22 protein-coding genes are annotated in these 21,259 nt (G+C 67.1%); 6 read left to right on the top strand and 16 right to left on the bottom strand.

The features are described from left to right. Position 1 precedes the first annotated feature (1 nt). The 8 genes from ACLIIZ_RS12235 to ACLIIZ_RS12200 form a co-directional block, all read right to left on the bottom strand. Complete coding sequence (locus ACLIIZ_RS12235) at positions 2-1,111, bottom strand: permuted SH3 domain-containing protein (RefSeq protein WP_416692436.1); 1,110 nt, start codon at positions 1,109-1,111, stop codon at positions 2-4. After that, entirely contained in the window at positions 1,108-1,632 is a 525-nt protein-coding gene (locus ACLIIZ_RS12230) for a hypothetical protein (protein ID WP_416692434.1), read from the bottom strand. The genes ACLIIZ_RS12235 and ACLIIZ_RS12230 overlap by 4 nt, the downstream gene beginning before the upstream one ends. Positions 1,633-1,637: 5 nt before the next feature. Beyond that, positions 1,638-2,861 (bottom strand): TolC family protein, encoded by a 1,224-nt coding sequence (locus ACLIIZ_RS12225; RefSeq protein ID WP_416692432.1) that lies wholly within the window; start codon positions 2,859-2,861, stop codon positions 1,638-1,640. A gap of 96 nt (positions 2,862-2,957) precedes the next feature. Beyond that, a complete protein-coding gene (locus ACLIIZ_RS12220; protein ID WP_416692430.1) occupies positions 2,958-3,362 on the bottom strand; it encodes a hypothetical protein in 405 nt (134 codons plus the stop codon). Between the two features lie 72 nt (positions 3,363-3,434). Then, positions 3,435-3,752, bottom strand: coding sequence for a N(2)-fixation sustaining protein CowN (gene cowN / locus ACLIIZ_RS12215; protein ID WP_416692428.1), 318 nt, complete (start codon positions 3,750-3,752; stop codon positions 3,435-3,437). A gap of 78 nt (positions 3,753-3,830) precedes the next feature. Further along, positions 3,831-4,493: a Crp/Fnr family transcriptional regulator gene (locus ACLIIZ_RS12210; protein ID WP_416692426.1), complete on the bottom strand. Its 663-nt coding sequence runs from the start codon at positions 4,491-4,493 to the stop codon at positions 3,831-3,833. A 91-nt stretch (positions 4,494-4,584) separates the two neighbouring features. Then, entirely contained in the window at positions 4,585-5,433 is an 849-nt protein-coding gene (locus tag ACLIIZ_RS12205; protein WP_416692425.1) for a D-hexose-6-phosphate mutarotase, read from the bottom strand. Next, positions 5,417-5,758: a DUF3301 domain-containing protein gene (locus tag ACLIIZ_RS12200; RefSeq protein WP_416692423.1), complete on the bottom strand. Its 342-nt coding sequence runs from the start codon at positions 5,756-5,758 to the stop codon at positions 5,417-5,419. Before ACLIIZ_RS12200 ends, ACLIIZ_RS12205 begins: the two co-directional genes overlap by 17 nt. A gap of 23 nt (positions 5,759-5,781) precedes the next feature. Between ACLIIZ_RS12200 and ACLIIZ_RS12195 the strand changes: the two genes are divergently transcribed. The 3 genes from ACLIIZ_RS12195 to ACLIIZ_RS12185 all read left to right on the top strand — a co-directional run bounded on the left by ACLIIZ_RS12195 (position 5,782) and on the right by ACLIIZ_RS12185 (position 9,845). After that, positions 5,782-6,627, top strand: a complete 846-nt coding sequence (locus ACLIIZ_RS12195; protein ID WP_416692422.1) for a 23S rRNA (adenine(2030)-N(6))-methyltransferase RlmJ — start codon at positions 5,782-5,784, stop codon at positions 6,625-6,627. A 116-nt stretch (positions 6,628-6,743) separates the two neighbouring features. Next, positions 6,744-7,481, top strand: a complete 738-nt coding sequence (locus ACLIIZ_RS12190; protein WP_416692421.1) for a substrate-binding periplasmic protein — start codon at positions 6,744-6,746, stop codon at positions 7,479-7,481. Between the two features lie 6 nt (positions 7,482-7,487). Beyond that, positions 7,488-9,845: a PAS domain-containing hybrid sensor histidine kinase/response regulator gene (locus ACLIIZ_RS12185; protein ID WP_416692419.1), complete on the top strand. Its 2,358-nt coding sequence runs from the start codon at positions 7,488-7,490 to the stop codon at positions 9,843-9,845. Between the two features lie 3 nt (positions 9,846-9,848). On the opposite strand, the gene ACLIIZ_RS12180 is transcribed toward ACLIIZ_RS12185, so the two are convergent. The 3 genes from ACLIIZ_RS12180 to ACLIIZ_RS12170 are packed head-to-tail and all read right to left on the bottom strand — an operon-like array spanning position 9,849 to position 11,876. Further along, entirely contained in the window at positions 9,849-11,027 is a 1,179-nt protein-coding gene (locus ACLIIZ_RS12180) for a DUF3095 domain-containing protein (protein WP_416692417.1), read from the bottom strand. A 4-nt stretch (positions 11,028-11,031) separates the two neighbouring features. Continuing rightward, positions 11,032-11,388, bottom strand: a complete 357-nt coding sequence (locus ACLIIZ_RS12175) for a nucleotide pyrophosphohydrolase (RefSeq protein ID WP_416692415.1) — start codon at positions 11,386-11,388, stop codon at positions 11,032-11,034. Between the two features lie 53 nt (positions 11,389-11,441). After that, on the bottom strand, positions 11,442-11,876 hold the full coding sequence (locus tag ACLIIZ_RS12170; RefSeq protein ID WP_416692413.1) for a hypothetical protein: 435 nt from the start codon (positions 11,874-11,876) through the stop codon (positions 11,442-11,444). A gap of 96 nt (positions 11,877-11,972) precedes the next feature. On the opposite strand from ACLIIZ_RS12170, the gene ACLIIZ_RS12165 reads away from it, so the two are divergent. Together ACLIIZ_RS12165 and ACLIIZ_RS12160 are read left to right on the top strand one after the other, a co-directional pair. Then, positions 11,973-12,515, top strand: coding sequence for a gamma carbonic anhydrase family protein (locus ACLIIZ_RS12165; RefSeq protein ID WP_416692411.1), 543 nt, complete (start codon positions 11,973-11,975; stop codon positions 12,513-12,515). 180 nt (positions 12,516-12,695) lie between these two features. Then, entirely contained in the window at positions 12,696-13,292 is a 597-nt protein-coding gene (locus ACLIIZ_RS12160; protein WP_416692409.1) for a YybH family protein, read from the top strand. Here ACLIIZ_RS12160 and ACLIIZ_RS12155 read toward each other — a convergent pair. The 3 genes from ACLIIZ_RS12155 to ACLIIZ_RS12145 are packed head-to-tail and all read right to left on the bottom strand — an operon-like array spanning position 13,279 to position 17,216. Further along, a complete protein-coding gene (locus ACLIIZ_RS12155) occupies positions 13,279-14,037 on the bottom strand; it encodes an alpha/beta fold hydrolase (RefSeq protein ID WP_416692407.1) in 759 nt (252 codons plus the stop codon). The genes ACLIIZ_RS12160 and ACLIIZ_RS12155 overlap by 14 nt on opposite strands. After that, complete coding sequence (locus ACLIIZ_RS12150; protein ID WP_416692406.1) at positions 14,034-14,888, bottom strand: alpha/beta fold hydrolase; 855 nt, start codon at positions 14,886-14,888, stop codon at positions 14,034-14,036. The genes ACLIIZ_RS12155 and ACLIIZ_RS12150 overlap by 4 nt, the downstream gene beginning before the upstream one ends. A 27-nt stretch (positions 14,889-14,915) precedes the next feature. Continuing rightward, positions 14,916-17,216, bottom strand: coding sequence for a DNA internalization-related competence protein ComEC/Rec2 (locus ACLIIZ_RS12145; protein WP_416692405.1), 2,301 nt, complete (start codon positions 17,214-17,216; stop codon positions 14,916-14,918). A gap of 60 nt (positions 17,217-17,276) precedes the next feature. Between ACLIIZ_RS12145 and ACLIIZ_RS12140 the strand changes: the two genes are divergently transcribed. Next, positions 17,277-17,819 (top strand): DUF2062 domain-containing protein, encoded by a 543-nt coding sequence (locus ACLIIZ_RS12140; protein ID WP_416692403.1) that lies wholly within the window; start codon positions 17,277-17,279, stop codon positions 17,817-17,819. Here ACLIIZ_RS12140 and ACLIIZ_RS12135 read toward each other — a convergent pair. Both ACLIIZ_RS12135 and ACLIIZ_RS12130 read right to left on the bottom strand, forming a co-directional pair. Next, complete coding sequence (locus ACLIIZ_RS12135; RefSeq protein ID WP_416692402.1) at positions 17,811-19,118, bottom strand: phenylacetate--CoA ligase family protein; 1,308 nt, start codon at positions 19,116-19,118, stop codon at positions 17,811-17,813. The genes ACLIIZ_RS12140 and ACLIIZ_RS12135 overlap by 9 nt on opposite strands. Positions 19,119-19,201: 83 nt before the next feature. After that, positions 19,202-21,217 (bottom strand): methyl-accepting chemotaxis protein, encoded by a 2,016-nt coding sequence (locus tag ACLIIZ_RS12130; protein ID WP_416692401.1) that lies wholly within the window; start codon positions 21,215-21,217, stop codon positions 19,202-19,204. Between the last annotated feature and the right edge of the window lie 42 nt (positions 21,218-21,259).

The raw sequence follows: 21,259 nt of genomic DNA, 5'->3' as shown, positions 1-21,259 counted from the left end.
CTCAACGAATCTGGCTGATCAGGGTCGCGCCGTCGACGACGACGCGGTCGCCATCGGCCAGCCCGTCGATGACCAGCACGCGGCTGCCGTCGAGCGGCTGGCTGCGCACCGGTTTCGGCGTGAAGCGCTCGGGCGAGGTCTTGACCCAAACCATGGCAACGTTGGCCGGACTACGCACCACGGCGCGCTGCGGCACCGGCCAGCCCTGTGCGGTCGACTTCAGTTTGACCTGGATTTTCACCGGCTGGCCAAGCGGCAGCAGCAGGCCGAGACCGGCGCCGCGCTTGCCGAACTGCAACGGCAGCGCCTGCTCGCGCAAGCGGCGGGCCGCACCGAGGAAATCGAGTTCGACGCTGCGCTCGCCGACGGCAAGCGTCGCCGCGACCACCTCGTCGGTCGCCAGCGCCTCGTAGGCCAATGCCTCGACCTGCAGGCCATCGGGATCGACGATCTCGAACACCACGTCGCGCGCATCGACGACCTGGCCGACCACCGCGTTGGCGGCAGCCACGACGCCAGCAACCGGCGCCACCAGCGCATCGCGCCCGCTGACCCCGTGACCGAGTGCGGCGACCCGTCCCTTGAGGCTGGCCAGCTCGCTTTCGGCCGCTTCAATCTCCTTGCCGGGTACGGTATCGGCCAATTCGCGCAAACGGGCCAGGCGTTTTTCCGCCAATTGGCGTGCCGCCTGCAATTCAGCCAGTTGCGCGGCGAGGTCGGCGCGTTCGAGCTGACCGGCGGCGGGCACCACCCAGGCCAGGACCTGGCCCTTGCGCACCCGGCTGCCGACCGCCGGCAGCCCCTGCGGGCCGGCTTCGATGCGACCGGCCAGCATCGCCTGGACGCGACCGCCGCGCTGCGGGTCGATGACGACCTGGCCGGACAATTCGACCGCCCGCGCCGCGTCGGCAGCGGCCACCGGTGCGGTACGCACGGCGAGCTGGCGCTGCGCCGTCTTGGGCAGGAAAACAGTGCCATCGGCCAGCCGCTGCGGCGTGTTGCCGAGGTTGGGCAAGGCGGCCTTTTCATCGCCATGGTCATGCCCCTCGTGCGCCGTCAGCGGGAGGGAAAACGCGGCGGCCAGGCAGCCGATCAGAAGACTGCGTTTCATGCCACACCTCCCTGCCGTTGTTTGACCCGGCGCCACACCAAGGCGGCGCCGACCAGACCGATGCCGGCCAGCAGCAGGCCGCCGCTCACCGGCGAAAGACGCCAGCCGGCCGCGACGGCCGGCGGCGCGCCAGCCGCAACGCTCAAGGTGCCGGCCAGCAGGTCGGCTTCGTCGCCGGCCAGCAAGGTAAAGGACAGCGCGTGTTCGCCCACTGCCCGCAGCGGCTGCAACCAGGTGGCATCGCTGATCCGGTAAGCGCCGCTGGCGGCGTCGAAGGGCGCGGCAACTTCCTTGCCGCCGGCCTCGACCGACAGCGTCGCACCGAGCACCGGCGCGTTGGTCGGCGCCCGGTCGACATGGAAAAGCAGCGAATTTTCATCGAGCCGGCCGACGATCTCGAAGGCCTCGCTCTCGGCGACGACCACCGGCAGCGGCACGACGGGCGTGATGGTTTCAGCGGCCTGCGCCGGCAGCAGCACGGCTACGGTGGCGCCGGCAATCAACAGGTTTTTCAGTTTCATCGTGTTCATTCCGGTAACAGGCCGAGGGCCTGACGATAGGCAGACAGCGCAGCCGATTCCTGGATGCGCGCGCGGTTGGCGGCGCGTTCGGCGGCGAAAGTTTCCTGGCCAATGCGCAGACGCGTTGGCAGATCGCTTTCGCCGAGGCGGAAGGCCTTGTCGAAAAAGCGCTGCGTCTCACGCGCCAGTTGCGCCCGTTCTTCGCTCGCCTGACGGCGGCGTTCGGCCGCCTGCCACTGGCTGCGGGCAAGCTGCGCCGTCTGTTGCAGGCGCTCGCGCTCGCGTTCCAGGTCGATTTCGGCCTCGACACGCTCGGCACCGGCTTCGGCAATCGCCGCGCCATGGCGGGCCGACGAGGAGAGCGGAATGCGCAGCCCGAGCGCCCAGCTGCGTTCGGCGGCCTCGCCGCTGGCCCCGCGCTCGCGCCGGGTGGACACGGTCAGTTCGGGATTCGCCCGACTGCGCGATCGGGCCAGCGCCTGCGCCTGACGCGCCTGTTCGAAGCGGGCCTGGGCGGCCTGCAGTTCGGGATGGGCGCTCAGCCAGTCGGCCTCGACCGCCTTGGCCGGGGCCGCTTCGCCGTCGCCGTTCAGGGCCGCGGGCCGCTGTCCGGTCAGCCACTGCAGGCGGGCTGCCGCGGCTTCCAGGCGAACCGCGACATCGGCCTGCTCGGCTTGCGCCAAGGCCAGGGCAGCGGCGGCCTGGTGCAGGTCGGCGCGCGCCAGATCGCCGGCGGCGACCCGCCTTGCCACGTCGTCGCGCAGCCGCCTGGCACTATCGAGCGCATTGTCGCTGAGCGCGACTTCGTCGCGGGCGAGCCGCCATTCCCACCAGGCGCTGCGCAGTTCGCCGGCCAGTTGCAGGCGTTGCGCCGCCGCCCGTCCTTCGAGGCGGGCACCTTCGGCCTCGGCCAACGCCTGGCTGGCCTGACGCTCACCGGGCAGCCACAGCGGCAAGGCCAGACCGAGCTCGATCTCTTCGGCACCGCGATCGGCGTTGAAACGGTCGCTTCGTCCGCCAATTTCGATGGCTGCCGGCTCCGGGGTCCAGGCCGCAGCGGCGTCCCGCCGGGCGGCAACCGCCTCGCGCTGCAGCGGCAGGGTTTGCGACAGGGAATGTCGCGTCCAGGCCGCGGCAAACGCCTGCGGCAAGGTGACGACGGTTTCGGCGCCAACCGGGGTAACCGGTAACAGCGCCAGCAAGACAAGGATTCGCGCAACAGGGCGCATGGGAAATCTCCGGCTGGATGGAACAAGCCGGCGAGTTGCCGTTTTCGGCTCGCGGGGAGCCTGGACTACAGGGAGTTAACGGTCAGCCGCCGGCGCTCAGGCGGAGACGGTGCGTGGTGGTCGTTCGAGACCTTCGGGGACGCGCGACGGAAAACCGTCCGGTCGGCGGTCGACGACCGGCGTGGCGGCCGGTGCCGGAAGCAAGGCGACGACAGCGGGGGTTGCCGGGTAGCCGGAGAGATGTCCGGGACAGCATTGGTGCTGGACATCGTCGCAGGGCGCCGGTGCCTGATCGTGATCGGGACAAGCGTCGCAAGCGTCGTCCATCGCGGCATGCATCTGCGCCATTGCGCCGGCATGGTGGTCGTGCCCGCCTTCCTGCATTGCCACCGCCTCGCCGACGCCTTGCGCCAGCGCGCGCGGCAAGGTCGCCGGGAACAGCACGGAGGCGACGACGATCAGCAGGAGGCAGCGCGCCAGCAGGCAGCGGATGGATTTCATGCGGCAACTATAAACGAGTCACGGACGCTCTGAAACCACCCGCTGGAAAAAGTTCAACGCGCGGCTGGCGCGTCAGCAGCACTCTTCCTCGACCTGGACCAGCAAGGCCATCGCTTCCTCGTCGCCACAGGCTTCGAAGAAATCGCGGATCTGGTTGATGTGGGCATGGACCAGGAACAGGTCATCCGGCGCCGGCCCGCTTTTCGGCGTGCGCTTGGCCAGGAAGTAGTTCCAGAAAGGATTGTCGCCGCCTTGCGCTTCGACGTTGCGCAGGATGAATTCCATCAGGCGCCGGGCGTTGCCGTCGCAATCGATCCCGTCAAAACTGACGTAGCGGTCGTTGCCCTTGCGGCACGGACAATCGGCGGCGGCTTCCAGGTTCGGTTCCATGGTCTTGCTCCTCAAGCGATAACGCGACCATGGTAGCGGTCGGCGTTATTCCCGTCCGTCGGCTGGCCGACAGTTCGCTCAAGCTTCGGCGCCAAGCCGGCGCAACGTGTCCAGCGCGTGGATGAAGAGGACGCGCCGCCCCTGGCGGCTCAGGATGCCGTCGCGCTCCCACTGGTTGAGCAGCGACGAGACCGTCTGCCGGGTCGTGCCGAGCAGGCTGGCGATGTCTTCCGTACCCAGTTCGAGCGGCACCAGCCAGATGCCGCCGTCGATCGGCCGACCACGCCGTTCGGTCAGGCAGGTGATGAAACGCGCCAGGCGCGCCGGTACGTCACGGAAAGCCAGATCCTCGATCAGGGTCACGGCATTGGCCAGCAGACGACCAAGCACACGCATCATCGCCGGCGTCACCGAGGGGTCGCTGGCCAGCTTGCGGGCGAAGGCGCGAGTGTCCATCAGCCACAGCGTGCACGGCGTCACCGCCTCCAGATAGGTCGGTGTATGCGTCGTGTAGATGTCGCCGGCTTCGAGATAACTCAGGCTCAGCTCGCGGTTCTCGCCAGCCAGATAGACGCGCAACCGGCCCTGGCCGACGATCAGCACCTGGTCGCGCGCGTCGCCCGGCGTCGCAAACAGCGTACCGCGCGCCACTTCGTGCGCCACGAAGCCTTCGAGCAGGCTGGGCGGAATGCCGGCAACGGCGTTGGGCAGCGGGCCGGGATGAGTGTCGACAATGTCCATGCCCAGACTCAAGCAAGACGAGGACCAGAAAAAAACCCTTTGCGATCAGTGCCGTGACAATGTCCCGAGCTGTCGCAAGCGCGACAATCCGCTACAAGGCAACCAGGGTCTGGCGGCCGTACCACTCGTCGCCGGCGCCAAGTTCCTGAACGACGTCGGCAGCGGCGGCTTCGATGCAGAGCATGTGGCGCCAGTCATCGTCCGGCATGTCGGCCAGTGCGGCGCACTTTTCCACCCAGGGGTTCCACACCACGGTGTCCGGAAAACCCTGCTGCTGGATGCCCAGGCTGAGGTTGCCGGCGCGCAGCATCTGCGGGCGGCGGACGTGGCGATAGACGCGGTCGGTTTCGCCTTCGATCAGCAATTCGGTACCGCTGTCGCGAACCACCTTGTTGCCGTCGGTGGCATCCCGGTAGTCGTGGCCGTAAAGGCCTTCGACAGCGACATCCTCGACCTGGACGACGCGCAGGTAGGTATGCAGCGCGGCGGTGAATTCAAAGGGCAACTCACCGGTGTTGGCCACGCAGAGTTCGAGGTCGATGCGGTCGGCTTCGATCATCAGCGTCAGCTCGAGGCGAAAGCGATGCGGCCAGAGGGCGTGCGTTTCTGCGTCGTCACCGATCTCCAAGGTGACCAGCGCGTAATCGTCGCCACTGCGCCGGGCGCTGACTTCCCATTCCCGGGTACGGACGAAGCCGTGCTTGGGCAAGTCGCCGCGCTCGGCGAACTGCGGGAAGCAGACCGGGATGCCACCGCGGATCGCCGAGCTGCCGTCGTACACTGCCCGCTCGGAAAGATAGAGGCGTTCGCGCCCGTCGGGCGTGGTCCACGACAGGACCTGGCCGCCAAGACGGCTGACCACCGCGCTGCTGCCCTGCGGCCCATTCACGCGCAGAGCCGGAATACCGTGGAATTCGAAGTCTTCAATGCAAGGTTTCATGCGTTTTCGGGATGACGTAGAGTTGGGGGCGGACATGCAGCAGGACGATCTCGTGACCGAGCAGGGTGACACTGCCGCGCCGGCGGTTGTCGCCGGTATCGCTGTATTCGAAAAGGTAGGAACGGCGCAGGCGCAGATGCCCGGCGTCGTCGCGGCCGAAGCCTTCGAGACGGCCGGCGACGCTTTCGTCGAGGAACTGCAATCCCTCTTCGCTGCAGGCGGCCTGCGCCGCGCGCACGCCGATTTCGCGCGCTTTCAGCGAATCGAGCCAGAACCAGATGAGGGCGCCGATGACGAGGATGAAAATGCTTTCGTAGATAGGCATGGCGTCGAAGTATACTGCCTGCCATGCTCAGTTACCGCCATGCCTACCACGCCGGCAACCACGCCGATGTGCTCAAACACCTGATCCTGCTGCAGATCGCGCAGTACATGGGCGAAAAACCCGCGCCCTTCTGGATCATCGACACCCACGCCGGCGCCGGCCGCTATGCGCTCGAATCGGCCCATGCCAGCAAGCTCGCCGAATGGCGCGACGGCATCGGCCGCCTCTGGGAAGCGCCGGGACTGCCACCGGCCGCCGCCGATTACCTCGATTTCGTCCGCATGCTCAACCCGGACGGCCAGTTGCGACACTATCCCGGCTCACCCTGGCTGGCCCGCCAGATGCTGCGCGAGGCCGACCGCCTGCGCCTGTACGAGATGCACAGCAGCGACGTGCCGCTGCTCGAGGCCTGTTTCAAAGGCGCCGGCCGCCAGGTCAACATCACCGCCGGCGACGGTTTCGCCGGCCTCAAGGCGCTGCTGCCGCCGCCGCCGCGCCGCGCCCTCGTCCTGATCGACCCCTCCTACGAGACCAAGGCCGACTACAGCAACGTGATCAAGGCCCTGCAGGAAGCCATGAAACGCTTCCCGACCGGCACCTACGCGCTGTGGTATCCAATGCTGCTGAAACCCGAATCGCGCCAGTTGCCGGACCGCCTGAAACGGCTCGGCGCCGCCAACTGGCTGAACGTGACGCTCGAAGTCAAGGCGCCGCCACGCGACGGCTTCGGCATGTACGGCAGCGGCATGTTCATCATCAACCCGCCGTGGACGCTGGAAAAGACCCTGCACGAGACCCTGCCCACCCTGGCTTCGCTGCTTGCCCAGGGCGACGGCGCCCGGCACACACTGGAAAGCCAGTCGGTTTAGCGAACGACCGAAACAGCATAGATCGTTTGCTTGCACATCTATTACTTAAGTAATAAAGTCAGCCGCGTTTCTAATCAGCGCTCAGGGGTGAGGTCGTGGCGGGACGGATTGTGCGGATGGCAGCAACGCTGCTGGCGATGGCTGCCAGTGCCGGCGCCCCGGCCGAGGAAGTGCTGCAGGTGGCAATCACCGATACCGCGCCACCCTTCGCCTATCGTGACGACAAGGGTGCCCTGAAGGGGTTCAACGTCGATCTGGTGTACGCGCTGTGCCAGCGCCTGCAGCGTCAGTGCAAGATCGAGGTGCTGCGCTTCCCGGAAGTGATTCCCGCCGTCGGCGGCGGCCGCTACGACCTCGGCGTCGCCAACACCTTGCGCACGCCGGAACGCGAAAAACTGGTCCGTTTCAGCCGCGTCATCTGGCGCTCGACGTCGAGCCTGATCGGCCACCGCGAACTCGGCGGCTCGCCGCCGAGCGCGCTGCTGAAGCGGGAAACCACCTGCGCCATCGCCGGCACCCGCCAGTTCACCTGGCTCGGCGAGAATACCCAGACGCCGCCGCTGGCCGCCAGCGGCAACCAGGAACTGCTCAAGCTGCTCGGCCAGAACCAGTGCGCGCTCGCCCTGATGCCGACGCAGCAGGCACTGGTTTTCCTGCAGGGCAAGGAAGGCCAGGCCTTCGCCTACATCGGCGCCCCACTCGCCGAAAGCGGCCTCGGCGGCGATGTCCATATGGTCCTGCGCCCCGGCAACGACAGCCTCAAGGCCGAGGTCGACAACGCGCTCGACGCCCTGATCCGCGATGGCACCCACGATCGCCTGTCGCGGCGACATTTTCCCTACAGCATCCTGTAAGCGCCCATGCCCGAACGCCAGCCACCCAGCCTGCGCCGCATCTCGGCGCTCGTCCTGGGGCTGCTGATCCTGATCCTGTGCGCCGCCGGCATCCTGCTGGCGCGGCAAATGCTGGAATTGCAACGCCTGGCGGTGGAGCATCGTCGGCAAGCCGCCATCGGACTGAGCGAAAAGGTGCGCCTGGTCAGCAACATCGAGCGCCTGATCCTGCTCGGCGACCAGTTGAGCGGCAGCCCGGAGGCGGAAAGCTGGCAGGCCGCCGGCCGTGCCTTCCAGGCGCTCAGCCGGCATCCATCGCTGCAAGGCCTGGTCGCTGACGATCCGGCGGTCGCCGACAGTTTCCAGGTCGCCGAACGCCTGCTCGTCCTGCGCGAAAGCGGCGCCACGGCGACGGATGTCGAGGCCGCCTGGGAAAACCGCCGGGCAACGCTGACCCGCGCCGCCGAGGAAACCTCGGGCAGCATGATCGCCTACAGCAGCAGCCTCGCCGAGACCGCCGCCCAGTCGGCGCGGCAGATGCTGTGGCAGGCGCTGGCCTTCTGCGCGCTGCTCTCGTTTGCCCTGATCGCCCTGCTGCGTCTGCTCAAGCTGCAGTTGATCGACCCCTTGCTGGCGGTCTCCGGTCAGCTCGCGGCGATGCGCCCGAACGGCCAGCCGGCCGCTCCCTTGCCGGTGGCGCGCAACCTCGAGGTGGCCGAAGTCTTCGCCGCGCTGCGGGCGCTCCAGGATACCCAGCAGGCGCTCAGCGACAGCGAGGAGCGCCAGCGACTGGCGCTGGCCGGCGCCAACCAGGGCCTCTACGACCTTGACATGCGCAGCGGCCGAGTCCGGGTCAGCCCCGAATATGCTGAAATGCTCGGCTATCCGCCCAAAACCTTTGCCGACCTCGATTTCACCGGCTGGGCGGCGCTTCTCCATCCGGACGACCGGGAACCGACACTGCAGGCCTACCAGGATTACGTGGCTGGCCGGACTCCCCGGTACCGGGTCGAATTCCGCATGCGGACCAAGGACGGCCAGTGGAAATGGCTGCTCTCGCAAGCCAGCATCCAGTCGCGCCAGGCTGACGGCACGCCGCTGCGCATGCTCGGCACGCACACCGACATCTCCGCCCAGAAGGCGGCTGAGGCGCGAATCCGCGAGCTGAACGCCGAACTCGAGGCACGGGTCAGCGCGCGCACCGCTGAGCTCGACCAGGCAAAACGCCTGGCCGAAAGCGCGACACTGGCCAAGAGCGCCTTCCTTGCCAACATGAGCCACGAAATCCGCACCCCGCTCAACGCCATCTCCGGGATGGCCCACCTGATCCGCCGCGCCGGACTGCCCGACGAGCAACTGGCCCGTCTCGACAAGCTGGAAGCGGCCAGCCGGCACCTCCTCGAAATCATCAACGACGTGCTCGACCTGTCGAAGATCGAAGCCGGCAAGCTGCAACTGGAAAGCAGCGCATTCGCCCTGCCCGGCCTGTTCGAGAACATCTGCTCGATGCTGCAGGAACGCGCCGAAGCCAAGGGCATCGAACTGCGCCGCGAATACCCTGCCGACCTGCGCTGGCTGCGCGGCGACAGCACGCGTCTGCAACAGGCGCTGCTCAACTACGCAGGCAACGCGCTCAAATTCACCGAGCACGGCAGCGTCCTGCTGCGCGCCCGGGTCGTCGACGCCCAGGCGGCGACGGTGCTGGTCCGTTTCGAAGTCAGCGACACCGGCATCGGCATTGCGCCGGAAGCGATCGACCGCCTGTTCAATGCCTTCGAACAGGCCGACCATTCGACTTCGCGCAAGTACGGCGGTACCGGGCTGGGGCTGGCGATCACCCGCAAGATCGCCGAGGCGATGGGCGGCGAAGCCGGCGCCGACAGCCTGCCGGGCCAGGGCAGCAGCTTCTGGTTCACCGCCTGGCTGGAACGCGGCGAAGCGCTGTCCCCGACCACGAGCGACAGCATCGAGCAGAGCGAGGCCGGCCTCGCGGCACGGCACGGCAAGCGCCACCTGCTGCTGGTCGAGGACGAACCGGTCAACCGCGAGATCGCCCAGATGCTGCTGCTCGACGCCGGGCTCACCGCCGACCTCGCCGAGGATGGCCTGCAGGCGGTGGCGATGGCGAGCACCGGCCATTACGACCTGATCCTGATGGACCTGCAGATGCCGAATCTCGACGGCCTCGAAGCCACCCGGCGCATCCGCCGCCTGCCCGGCTACGCTGCCGTACCGATCGTCGCCATGACTGCCAACGCCTTCGTCGAGGACCGCGAGCGCTGCCGCGCCTGCGGCATGAACGCCTTCATCGCCAAGCCGATCGTCCCCGACAGCTTCTACGAACAGTTGCTGCAGAGCCTGGACGCCGCCTACCCAGGCAACTGAGATTCAGGCGCGGCGCTCGCCGAGTTGCGCCTTGAGCTGACGCGCCGCCAGCGCATAGCCGCCGTCACTGCCATCGACGAAATGCAGGTGCTTGCCGGCGTGCGATTCGACCAGGCAGGTGATCAGTGCCTCGCGCGAGCGGTGCATGCCCCAGGCCAGGTTTCCGGCCGCCCGCTCGGCGTCGAGCCAGGCGGCGAGTTCGGCGATCTGCGCCTCGCCGGCGTCGAGCAGCATGCGCAGGGCGCCGTCGAACTTGCGGAAATCGCTGTGCCGGACAAGATCGTCGCGGTAGCGGCTCCAGGCGACCGACGCCGTGTCGAGGTCGTGGCGGAACAGCCACCAGCCGGCGACATTCTGCAGCAGCAGGCGGCAAGCGTAGGCGAGGCCGGCGAGGAAGCCGCGCCCGGCGCTGCGCACCCTGGTCTCGCCGGCGAGATGTAGCGGCGAGAAGGACAACTGCAGCGCCCCGGCATGCAGCGGATGATGACTGCCAGGATCGCCGAAAATCTCGCCGATCCGCGCCAGCACCCGGGCGTAGGTCGCCTGGTTGAGCGCCGGATCGAGCGCCGTGGCGACGACGATCAGCGCCAGCTTGACGTCGCGGAAACTCGGCACGTTCTGCCAGCGGCACTCGAAACCCTCGAAGCTGGCGCTGGCCGGCCCCTCGCCCAGACGGACGTGCTGCACGCCGGGATCGCCGCGCTTGATCCGGCGCTCGGCCTCCTCCCAGCCACGCCCGGAAAAGAAGGGCTGGTTGATCTGTTCCGACAACGCCAGCTTGCCCACCCGCACCCAGTGCCCGGCCGCGCGCAGTTCGCCGACGCGGATCAGGCCGGCGCGCAAGTGCAGGCCGAAACTGTCGGCCGCCAGTTGCTGGGCACCGCGCAAGGCGATCACCGCCGGTGCGCAGAGACGTTCGGGAATGGCGAAGGTGGCACCGTCGCCACCGAACAGGAAAGGCAGTTCGATGCTGCGGTCGAGGTTGGCGATCGCCGCGATGCAGGCGACGCCGACGGTATTGACCTTCTTGTAGGCGCCGTCGGCGATCGCCCGGGTCGAATCGACGATGTCGGCGATCACCACCCACCAGTCGTCGGGCAAATCGACGTGGTGGCGCGTATCGATCGCCGCCGCGAACGACGGCGCGGCCGGCAGGTCGCGGTAGAAGCCGGAATCGGCCATCGCCTCAGCCGAGTTCGGTGTATTTGGCGCGCGAGCCGCGCGCCTTGTCGACCGGGTACTTGGCGGCGTTCTTCTGCAGCTTGGCGCGGGTCGCCGCCGCCAGGTCGATGCCGCTGCGCTCGGCGATCAGCAGCAGGTAGAGCAGCACGTCGGCGCATTCGTCGGCCAGCGCCTCGCGCGTCGTCGCCTCGCCCGGCAGCGCCTCGACCTCGGCGTCGCTCTTCCACTGCATCAGTTCGAGCAGCTCGCCGGCTTCCAGGTTGAGCGAGACGATCAGGTTGCGCAGGGTATGAAACTGCCGCCAGTCGCGCGCATCACGAAATTCGCACACGGCGGCGGTCAAACTGGAAAAGTCGTCCATTCGGCGTCCCGTTTAAGCCTGCCAAGCGCGGCATCATGCCACAGCCCAGCCGTTCAGCGCTCCATCAGCTCGATACCCTGGCGACGCAACCACTGACGGTCGAGTTCCCAGCGCACCCCCTTGATCCCGGGCTGTGTCCGGACCAGCTCGGCGGCTTCGGACTGCACCCGGGCCAGTTCCTTCTCGATGGCGATGAAGGCCGGATTGTTCGGATCCTTGACATTGATTTCCGGGTGCAGCACACCGAGCACCCGGAACGCCGGCACCTCGACATTGCGCGGCGTGCTCAGCACCGCCATCCCCTGCTCGACGCGCAACACCTGGAAACGGTAGGGATAGTTCTGCAGTTCCGGGCTGCCCTGCGTGGCCAGGACGTCGTTGAGCTGGCGGGTCTGGCCGTCTGGCCGGCGGATCGCCCAGTCGAGGGCGACCAGCAGGGCGATGACGATGAGGACCCAGTGACCGGATTTGAGTTTCGGAAATGGCATGCTGTCTCTTTGCTTGGCCGGCCCCGCAGCCCGCTCGGTGGCGAAGCGTAACATGAGAAAATCGCTCGGCACACCTGCCCTACACGGAGAAAACCCATGCCCATCTATCAACTCGGTACAAAAACCCCGCAACTCGGCGAGCAGAGCTGGATCGCCCCCAACGCCACGGTCATCGGCGACGTCCGCCTCGGCGCCCAGGCCTCGATCTGGTGGAACGCCACCTTGCGCGGCGACAACGACCCGATCCACATCGGCGAGCGCAGCAACATCCAGGACGGCTCGGTGCTGCACACCGACGAGGGCGTTCCGATGCATATCGGCAACGACGTCACCGTCGGTCACCTGGTCATGCTGCACGGCTGCACGGTCGGCGACGGCAGCCTGATCGGCATCGGCTCGATCATCCTCAACCGGGCGGTGATCGGCAGCTCAAGCATCGTCGGCGCCAATACGCTGATCCCGGAAGGCAAGATTTTTCCGGATGGCGTGCTGATCGTCGGCTCACCGGGAAAAGTGGTGCGTGAACTGTCCGACGACGAAATTTCCCGTTTAAAACATTCAGCTAGCCATTATGTCGAGAATGCCAAACGATATTCCCAGATGCTGCAAGCGTTTCCGGCAACAATTATACAAAAGTAATACACCTTTCTTTACAAATCTTCTTATTTATCATGAAAGAATCGTTTCTCGCAGGTCGATCAGAATAATGTTGCGATTCATGAACATAAATAGGGAGCCAGCATGGACAAGGGGAACACGGGATTTAGCACTTACCTGATTGCAGCAGTCTCGATCGGGGCTCTGTGTGCAGTTGCATTGATGAGCCTATACGGTGACCTCAGCGCACCGACGCCGCCTTCGCCGGAACAATTCGTGGAAAGTCAGCCGACGGCCGCCTTGCCGGTACCCGGCGCGGCCGAAGTGGCGCCGCCAGCGGTAACTGCACCGACGGAAGCAACTGCGCCACTGCCGACGGAAACGCTCAGCGCCGCTCCGGTCGTCGCCGTCGTCACCCCGGCCGACGAAACTGCCGTTGCCGCAGCGCCGCCGGTGGTCGCCGACAATTCAGCGCAAAGCCGCGACGAACTGTTACGCACGCTGGAAGCCTGGCGCAAGGCTTGGGCCAACCGCGACGTCGAAGCCTATTTCTCGTTCTACGCCGCCGACTACGCTGGTAACGCCGACAGCCCGGCGGCCTGGCAGGCCAGCCGGCGCCGCATCATCGAGCAGGCCGGCCTGATCGACCTCAGTTTCGGCGAAGCGACGATTGCGATGGACGGCAAGGACCGCGCCACCCTGACCTTCCCGATGAATTACCGGTCGAAGCGCTTCGAGGACGAAGGCGTCAAGCAGCTGCAACTGGTCCGCGACCAGGGGCAATGGCGGATCGCCCGCGAGCAGTTCACCGCCGACTGACGAATTCGGCGATCGCCGCCAGCACGGCGGCCGGCTGGTCGCGCTGCGGCGTGTGTCCGCAGCGCGCCAGCTTGAGCAGGCGTGTCTCCGGCACCTGCTCGGCAATCACCTCGATCTGGCGCAGCGTCGCGTATTCGTCGTCCTCGCCCTGGATCGCCAGCACCGGGCAACGGATCGCCGGCAGGTAATCCTCGATGTTCCAGTCGCGAAAGGCCGGCGCCAGCCAGCAATCGTTCCAGTCGGCAAAGACCCGCGGCGCATCGCGGTGATAGCGCGCCAGCTTCTGCGGCCAGTCGCTGTCGAGCCAGAGCTCACGCGCGGCACGGATGCCGGCCAGGGTTTCCGCCTCGACGAACTCGTGCGGCGCCATGACCACCACGCCGACCGGCCGTTCGGGAAAACTACCGGCAAAGATCAGCGCAATGCTGCCGCCGTCGCTATGGCCGACCAGCAACGGCCGCTCGACCGCCATGGCCGCCAGCAAAGCCGGCAGGATGTGTTGCGCCTCGCGGTGCATGTAGTCCGGCTGGCGCGCTTCCGGATGCGGATCGGAAGCGCCATACCCGGGACGCGAATAGACGATGGTCCGGCAACCGGTCGCCGCCGCCAGCTGCTGCGGGAAATCGCGCCACATGGCGACGCAGCCCAGCCCTTCGTGCAGCAGGACCAGGGTCGGCAGGCCGGGACGGGTGGCGGGAAGATCAAGGGTTTCGATGCGATAACCGGGAATTTCGACAGTCTTCATGCATGCAGGAGAAAGTTGCGGACGACGTCGATCTGGTCGTCGGAAAGGAACATCGGGGCGTGTCCGACCCCGGGAATCTCGGCCAGTTCCGCGCGCGGCCCGGATTCACCCATGCGCTGCCAGGTGTCGCGCGCCAGCAGGTCGGAATCGGCGCCGCGGATGGCCAGCGTCGGGCAGCGGATCGCTTCGTAGAGCGGCCACAGCGCGATGTCGCCATCGCCGAAGGCGGCCCGGAACGGCTCGGCGATGCGCGGATCGTAACGAAAGCCCCAACGACCGTCGGCACGCTGGCGGATGCTGCTTTCGGTCAGCTCAAGCCATTGCGCCTCGCTCAGCGCGCCGAACGGCGCACTGATCTGGCGCAGATAAGCAAGCGCCTCGGCCGGGGTGGCCCAGTCCGGATCGGCGCCGACATAGGCGGCGATGCGCTGCAGCGAAGCACGGGTGATCGACGGCCCGACATCGTTGAGGACCAGGCGCATCACCGGCGAATTTTCCTGCGCCGCCAGCGCCATGCCGATCAGGCCGCCCATCGAAGTGCCCAGCCAATGCACCGTCTCGACATCGAGGCGGGCGAGTAGCGTGACCATGTCGGCGACGTACTGGGGAATCGCATAGGCGGCGGGATCGCGCAGCCAGCCGCTGAGGCCGCGCCCGACGACATCCGGACAGACGACCCGGTAGTGGCCGGACAAAGCCTGCGCCAGGCGATCGAAATCGCGCGCGTTGCGGGTCAGCCCATGGACACAGACCAGCACCCGCGGATTGTCGCGCTCGCCCCATTCGTAATAACTCATCCGGTGCAGCCCCGAAGGACTGAGACAGCGGACGCTGCGTTGTTTTATCGTCATTGCGCCTTCCTCCTCGGCAGGAATGTATCACCGTCCCTGCCAGTAACGTTGGCGCAACTGTCGCCAGGCGGCAATTTCCCGCCCTGCCGGACCTAGCGTCAGCAGCAAGGCACCGTCCCGATCGGTGCGCCACAGCCGGGCGCCAGTCGCCGCGTGGCGTTCCAGCACCTCCGGACGCGGATGGCCGAAACGGTTACGATGACCGACCGAAAACAGCACCTCCCGCGCTGCGACTGCTGCGAGAAATTCCGCCGTCGACGAGCCCTTGGCGCCGTGGTGCGGCGCCAGCAGAACCGTGCTGCGCAGCGCCGCGGCATCGCGTGCCAGCATCGCCGTCTCCTCGCGGGCGCCGATGTCTCCGGTGAGCAGCAGTCGTTCGCCGCCGACCGTCACCGCCAGCACGCAGGACAGCGCATTGCGCCGGCCGTTGTCGGCATAGGCCTCGTCCGCCGGATGCAGGATCGCGAAATCGACGCCTTCCCAGCGCCAGCTCTCGCCAGCGGCGCAGCGCCGCCCCAGCGCCGCGTCCGACGAAATGTTCTCATCGACCGGCAGCGCCGCGCGCAGCGAATCTGCACCGCCAGCATGGTCGGCGTCGCCGTGGGTGACGAGCAGACGATCGATGTGCGTCGCCCCCAGCCAGCGCAGATAGGGCACGACCACCCGTTGCCCGGCATCGGCGTCGCTGCCGTAGCGCGGGCCGGTGTCGTAGACCAGCAGGTGCTGGCGGGTTCGTACCGTCACCGCCAGTCCCTGGCCGACGTCGAGCACAGCGATGCGCGCCTCGCCATCGGGAATTTCCGGGGCTGGCCAGAACAGCAGCGGCAAGAGCAAGGTCAGCCCCAGCCAGCGCCCAGGCACGCCACGCGGCAACAGGCAGACGACGACACCGATGGCGGCCAGCAGCACCGCCGCCGGATGCGGCGCCGGCACCTGCCACAAGGGCCAGGCCGCGCACCAAATGAGGAACTGCATCAACGGCTCGAGCACGGCGTGCGCCGCCTGCAGCAGGAAGGTCCACGGCAGGACGGCGGCGAGCAGCGCCAGCGGCGTCACCAGCAGGCTGATCACCGGGATCGCGACCAGGTTGGCAAGCGGCGAAACCAGCGGAAACTGGCCGAACACCAGCAGCAGGATCGGCAACGAGGCGAGCGTCGCCGCCAATTGCACCGTTCCCCAGCCGCGCAGGCGCTCGCGCCAGCCGCGCCCGGCGCCGACCAGCGCCGCGCCGACGTGGAGCAAGGCGGCGACAACGCCGAAGGACAACCAGAAACCCGGCGCCAGCACCGCCCAGGGATCGACGACGAGAACGACAAGCAGCGCCAGCGCCAGCACCCGGCCGGGCGCGACGATGCGGCTGGAAAGCATGGCCAGGACGGCGACCAGCAGCATGTACAGGGTGCGTTGCGCCGGCACCCCGAAACCGGCCAGCGCGGTGTACCCGAACGCCGCCAGCGCCGCCGTCAGCACGCCGACCTTCTGCGCCGGCCAGCGCAGCGCCAGACCGGGTAAACGGCGCCACAGCCCGGCCAGCAGTGCACCACAGAGACCGGCGACGAGGGTGATGTGCATGCCGCTGATCGCCATCGCGTGCGTCACGCCGCTGCGGTTGAAGACCGTCCATAGCTCGCCGTCGACCGCCTTCTGGTCGCCCACCGCGAGCGCCGTCAGAATGCCGCGCCAGGGATGGCTGGCCGCCGGCAGGGCGCTTTCGAAACGCTGGCGGACCGCCGCCCGCAGCCGCTCGACGACATAGGCCGGACGCGCGACGAAAGCGTCGAGACGCTGCGCCGGCGCCGGCCGCACGTAGCCGGTGGCGCGGATGCCGCGTTCGAGCAGCCACAGTTCGTAATCGAAACCACCGGGATTGGCGGCGCCGTGCGGTCGCTTGAGGCGGACGGCGAATTGCCAGCGTTCACCGGGATTGACCGGGTGGCGCGTCGCGCCGTCGTCGTACCAGGCCAGTTGCACGCGCTGCGGAACGACGGCTTCGGCGTCGAGGCGGCGCTCGATGGCAAACTCGAAACGCACACCGCGCTCGAAATCCTGCGGCAGGCCTGCAACCACGCCGACCACAGCGATGTCCCTGCCCTCCCACGCCGCGTCCAGCTGGTCGGCCAGGCGCAGTTCGGCACGCCACGCCGCCCAGCCGAAACCGAGGCCGCAGGCGCCGATCAGCAGCAACAGTTGCGCCGGCCAGCGACGCCAGCGCCAGGCCGGCAGGCACAGGACAAGCGCCGGCAGCGACCACAGCAAGGGATCGGGCAGCAGCGCCTGGGTCTGCAGCAGGAACACACCCAGCGCGAAAGCAAGCGCGGCGGATTTCATGCCAATATCATGGCACGAAGCGTTACCGACGGCGAGCCCGGCCTTTGCGATAATCAGCCCATGCGCCGCCTGCTCAAACCTTACCTGCCGGACCACGAAACGATACGCCGCAACCCCTGGTTGCGGCCGTTCGAGAATTCACTGCTGCATCCGCGGCTGTGGCATCTGAACCGCCGCTCGGCGGCCGGCGCCGTTGCCGCCGGGCTGTTCTGCGGGCTGATTCCCGGGCCATTCCAGATGCCCGGCGCCGCGTTGTGCGCCATCCTGTTCCGCGCCAACCTGCCGCTGGCGCTCGTCGTGACGCTCTACAGCAACCCGTTCACCATCGTCCCGCTCTACCTGCTGGCCTACCAGACCGGCCGCCTGCTGATCGGCGATACGGCCGGCTTCCTGTTGCCGCCGACGTTCAGCTTTGCCGAGTTCGGCGCCTGGACGGAAGCCATGCACACCTGGATGCTGGCCGTCGCCCGGCCACTCGCCGTCGGCCTGATCGTTCTTGCCGACGGCCTGGCGCTGGCCGGCTACCTGCTGACGCGCGGCGCCTGGCGGCTCTACCTCGTTCGCCACTGGCACCGGCGCCGCCGGCGAACTGCTTCAGCCTGACTTCTTGCGGTGGTCGATGACGCGCACCGCCTTGCCCATCGAACGCTCGATGGCGCCGGTCGGTTTGACGATGACCTGGCAGGAAACGCCGATGAAGTCCTTGATGTCCTTCTGCACCTTGGCGGCGATGCGGTCCATCGCCTCCTGGCCCTTGGCGAACAGCGGCGGGCTGGCTTCGACATTGACCACCATCGAATCCATGAAGCCTTCGCGGAACACCTCGATCTGGTAGAAGGGTGACAAGGTTTCGGTACGCATCAGCACCGCCTCGACCTGGGTCGGGAAGACGTTGACCCCGCGGATGATCAGCATGTCGTCGGAACGTCCGGAGATGCGCCGGATGCGCGCATGGGTGCGGCCGCACTTGCACGGCGTGCGGTCGATCACCGAAATGTCGCGGGTGCGGTAACGCAGGATCGGGAAGGCTTCCTTGGTCAGCGAGGTGAACACGATCTCGCCCTCCTCACCGTCCGGCACCGGCAACCCGGTCGTCACGTCAACGCATTCGACGAGGAAGTGGTCTTCCCAGACGTGCAGGCCTTTCTTCGCCTCGATGCACTCGACACCGACGCCCGGCCCCATGACTTCGGACAGGCCGTAGATGTCGATCGCTTCCAGCCCGAGGCGTGCCTCGATCTCGTAGCGCATTTCCTCGGTCCACGGCTCGGCGCCGAAAATACCGACGCGCAGCGGCAGCTTGCGCAGGTCGATGCCGATGCTCTCGGCTTCCTCGGCGATATTCAGCGAGTAGGACGGCGTGCAGCACAGCGCGGTGGCTTCGAAATCGGAGAGCAGCATGACCTGCTTCTGCGTCTGGCCGCCGGACATCGGCACGGTCAGCACGCCCAGTTCCTCGGCCCCATAATGCAGGCCGAGGCCGCCGGTAAACAGGCCGTAGCCGTAGGCGTTGTGCAGGCGGTCGCCGGGATGTAGACCGGCGGAAGCCAGGCTGCGCGCAACCAGTTGCGCCCAGTTGGCGATGTCGCGGCGGGTATAACCAACGACGGTCGGCTTGCCGGTGGTGCCGGACGAGGCATGGACGCGGACGACCTGCTCGGTGGGCACGGCAAACATGCCGAAAGGATAGTTGTCGCGCAGTTGTTCCTTCTTGGTGAAGGGCAGCAGACGGGCATCGGCCAGCGACTGGATGTGGTGCGGCTTGACCTCCAGTTCATCCATCGCCTCGCGGTAGAACTTGACCGTCGCGTAGCAGCGCTCGACCGTGTTGCGCAGCCGGCGCAACTGCAAGGCCTCGAGCTCTTCCCGTGGCAAGGTCTCGTTCTCGATGTCGAAAATCATGAAGCTTCCTCCCTGGTTGCTTTCTATTGTTGTCAAAGGGAGAAATGATACGCCGGCCGGCGCCGGCGCGCGCGTCGGCGGTTTCAGGTATGGAAGCGGCCGACCTCGCCGTTGAGCGTTTCGGCCAGTTGGCGCAAACCGTCTGCAGTATGCGCATTGCTGCCGGCGGCGGCGTTGTTCTCTTCGGCCATCTGGGCGATGCGCTCGACATTCTGCGCAATCTCGGTGCTCGCCGCCGCCTGCTCGCGCAGGGCGACGGTGATCTCGGACACTGCCTCGACCACCCGCCGCGCATGCTCCTGGACCAGGCCGATCGATTCGCCAGCCCGCTGCGCCTCGACGACACCGAGCCCGACGCGCGCCACGCCGCGCTTCATGCTATCGACCGCGGTCGTCGTCCCGGACTGGATGGCGGCGATCATGCCGGCGATTTCCTGGGTCGATTTCGCCGTCCGCTCGGCCAGCTTGCGCACCTCGTCGGCGACCACGGCGAAGCCGCGCCCCGACTCGCCGGCCCGCGCCGCCTCGATGGCGGCGTTGAGCGCCAGCAGGTTGGTCTGGTCGGCGATATCCTTGATCGTGCCGACGATGGTCGAAATCTGGTCGGACTGCTGCCCGAGCGCCTCGACGCTGGCCGCCGAATGATTGACCGACTCGGCGATGCCCTGGATTTCGGCGACCACCCGGCGCACGGTGTCGCCGCCCTCGCCGGCGACGCGGTCCGACTCGCGGGAATAGGACTCGGCATCCTGGGCGTTCCTGGCAATGTGATCGACACCGACCGTCATTTCCTCGACCGAGGCCGCCATGCTCGACGCAGAATCGCTTTGCGCGCCGGCGCTGCGCGAAATCTGGTGGCTCGAGCTCGCCAGTTCGCCGGCGGCGTTGCGCAACTCGCCGACATCGTCCTGAATGCGCGCCAGCAAGGCGCGGATCGACGCCGCCATGTCGTTGAGGTCGCGGCCGGCGGCGTGCAATTCGTCGCTGCCGGCGCTCGCGAAATGCACCGTCATGTCGCCGTCGGCCATGCGCCGGGCGCCTGCCGAAAACACTTCGACCGTGCCGATCACCGAGTAATAGGTGCCAATCCCGAAATAGGCGACGAGCAGCGTCACCAGGGTCGCCAGCACGCCCTGCAGGAGCAGGACGCGCTGGGCATCCGCCTTGCGTTTCTCCAGTTGCTTCTCGAACTGCGGAATCAGCGTGTCGTACATGATCCGGTAGCCGAGATCGATGACCTGCGTCGTCAGCGCGAAATAGTCGGCGGCAGAGGTCTGGAAACGCTCCTCGAGAATGTCTTCCCGCACCAGTTTGAACAGCTTCTCGCTGGCGGTGGCGAATTCGCTGCCCGGCCCGCCCAGCACGGCGCGCAGTTCCGGCGCGTACTTCATCGTCTTTTCGAGGTTGGCGTTCTGCTCCCGCAAGGTTCCGCTCAGGCGTTCAAGCAGGGCGACGATCTCGCGCCGCGTATCGAGCGTCAGCTCCTGCGAACTGAGCGCTCCCGTCCCCCGGGCGCGCATGATGCCGAGCGGCTCGAGCATGGCCGGCATCTTGTCGACGACGGTATCCATGAAATAGTAGGTGTCGATCGCCGGGTCCAGCGTCAGTTCGGTTTCGTCGGCCAGGTCGACCATGAAACCGAGGATGCCGGCGATCGTCCGGCTGTGCCTTGCGAGATTTTCCGGGGCCGACCAGTTCAGCCCCTGGCGGCTGATTGCCGTCCATTCGCCGCGGATCGCCTGCCAGCGCGGGCTGTTCCGCAACCCGGGGCTGAGGGTCGCCTCGGTTTCCTCCAGCGCCTGCTCGACTTCCTTCGCCACTGCCGCCCGCTTTTCCTGCATCGCCGCGTTGCCATTGAGCACGCCCGACGACAGCCCGCGATGTTGTTGCATGAACTGCACCGCGCGGTTCATCGGCTTGAGCATCTGCAGGCCGGCCAGTTCGTGCTCGGCGGTCCGGATGTCGCGGCTGAGGTTGTCGTACAGCGTGTAGAGCAGCACCAACAACACGACCACCAGCGCGCTGCCAAGAAAAATGAACTTGGCGCGGAAATGCAGGCGATTCATCAAAGCCACTGCCGGCAGGAACAAGGCACGCATTTTTCAACCCCCAGGCTACGGACGCGACCAGAATAGCCAGAG

It is taken from the genome of Azonexus caeni (genome assembly GCF_048146105.1).
Lineage (GTDB): Bacteria > Pseudomonadota > Gammaproteobacteria > Burkholderiales > Rhodocyclaceae > Azonexus > Azonexus aromaticus_B.
The sequence above is the reverse complement of the archived record's forward strand: the minus strand, read 5'-3'. Positions and strand labels throughout refer to the sequence as shown.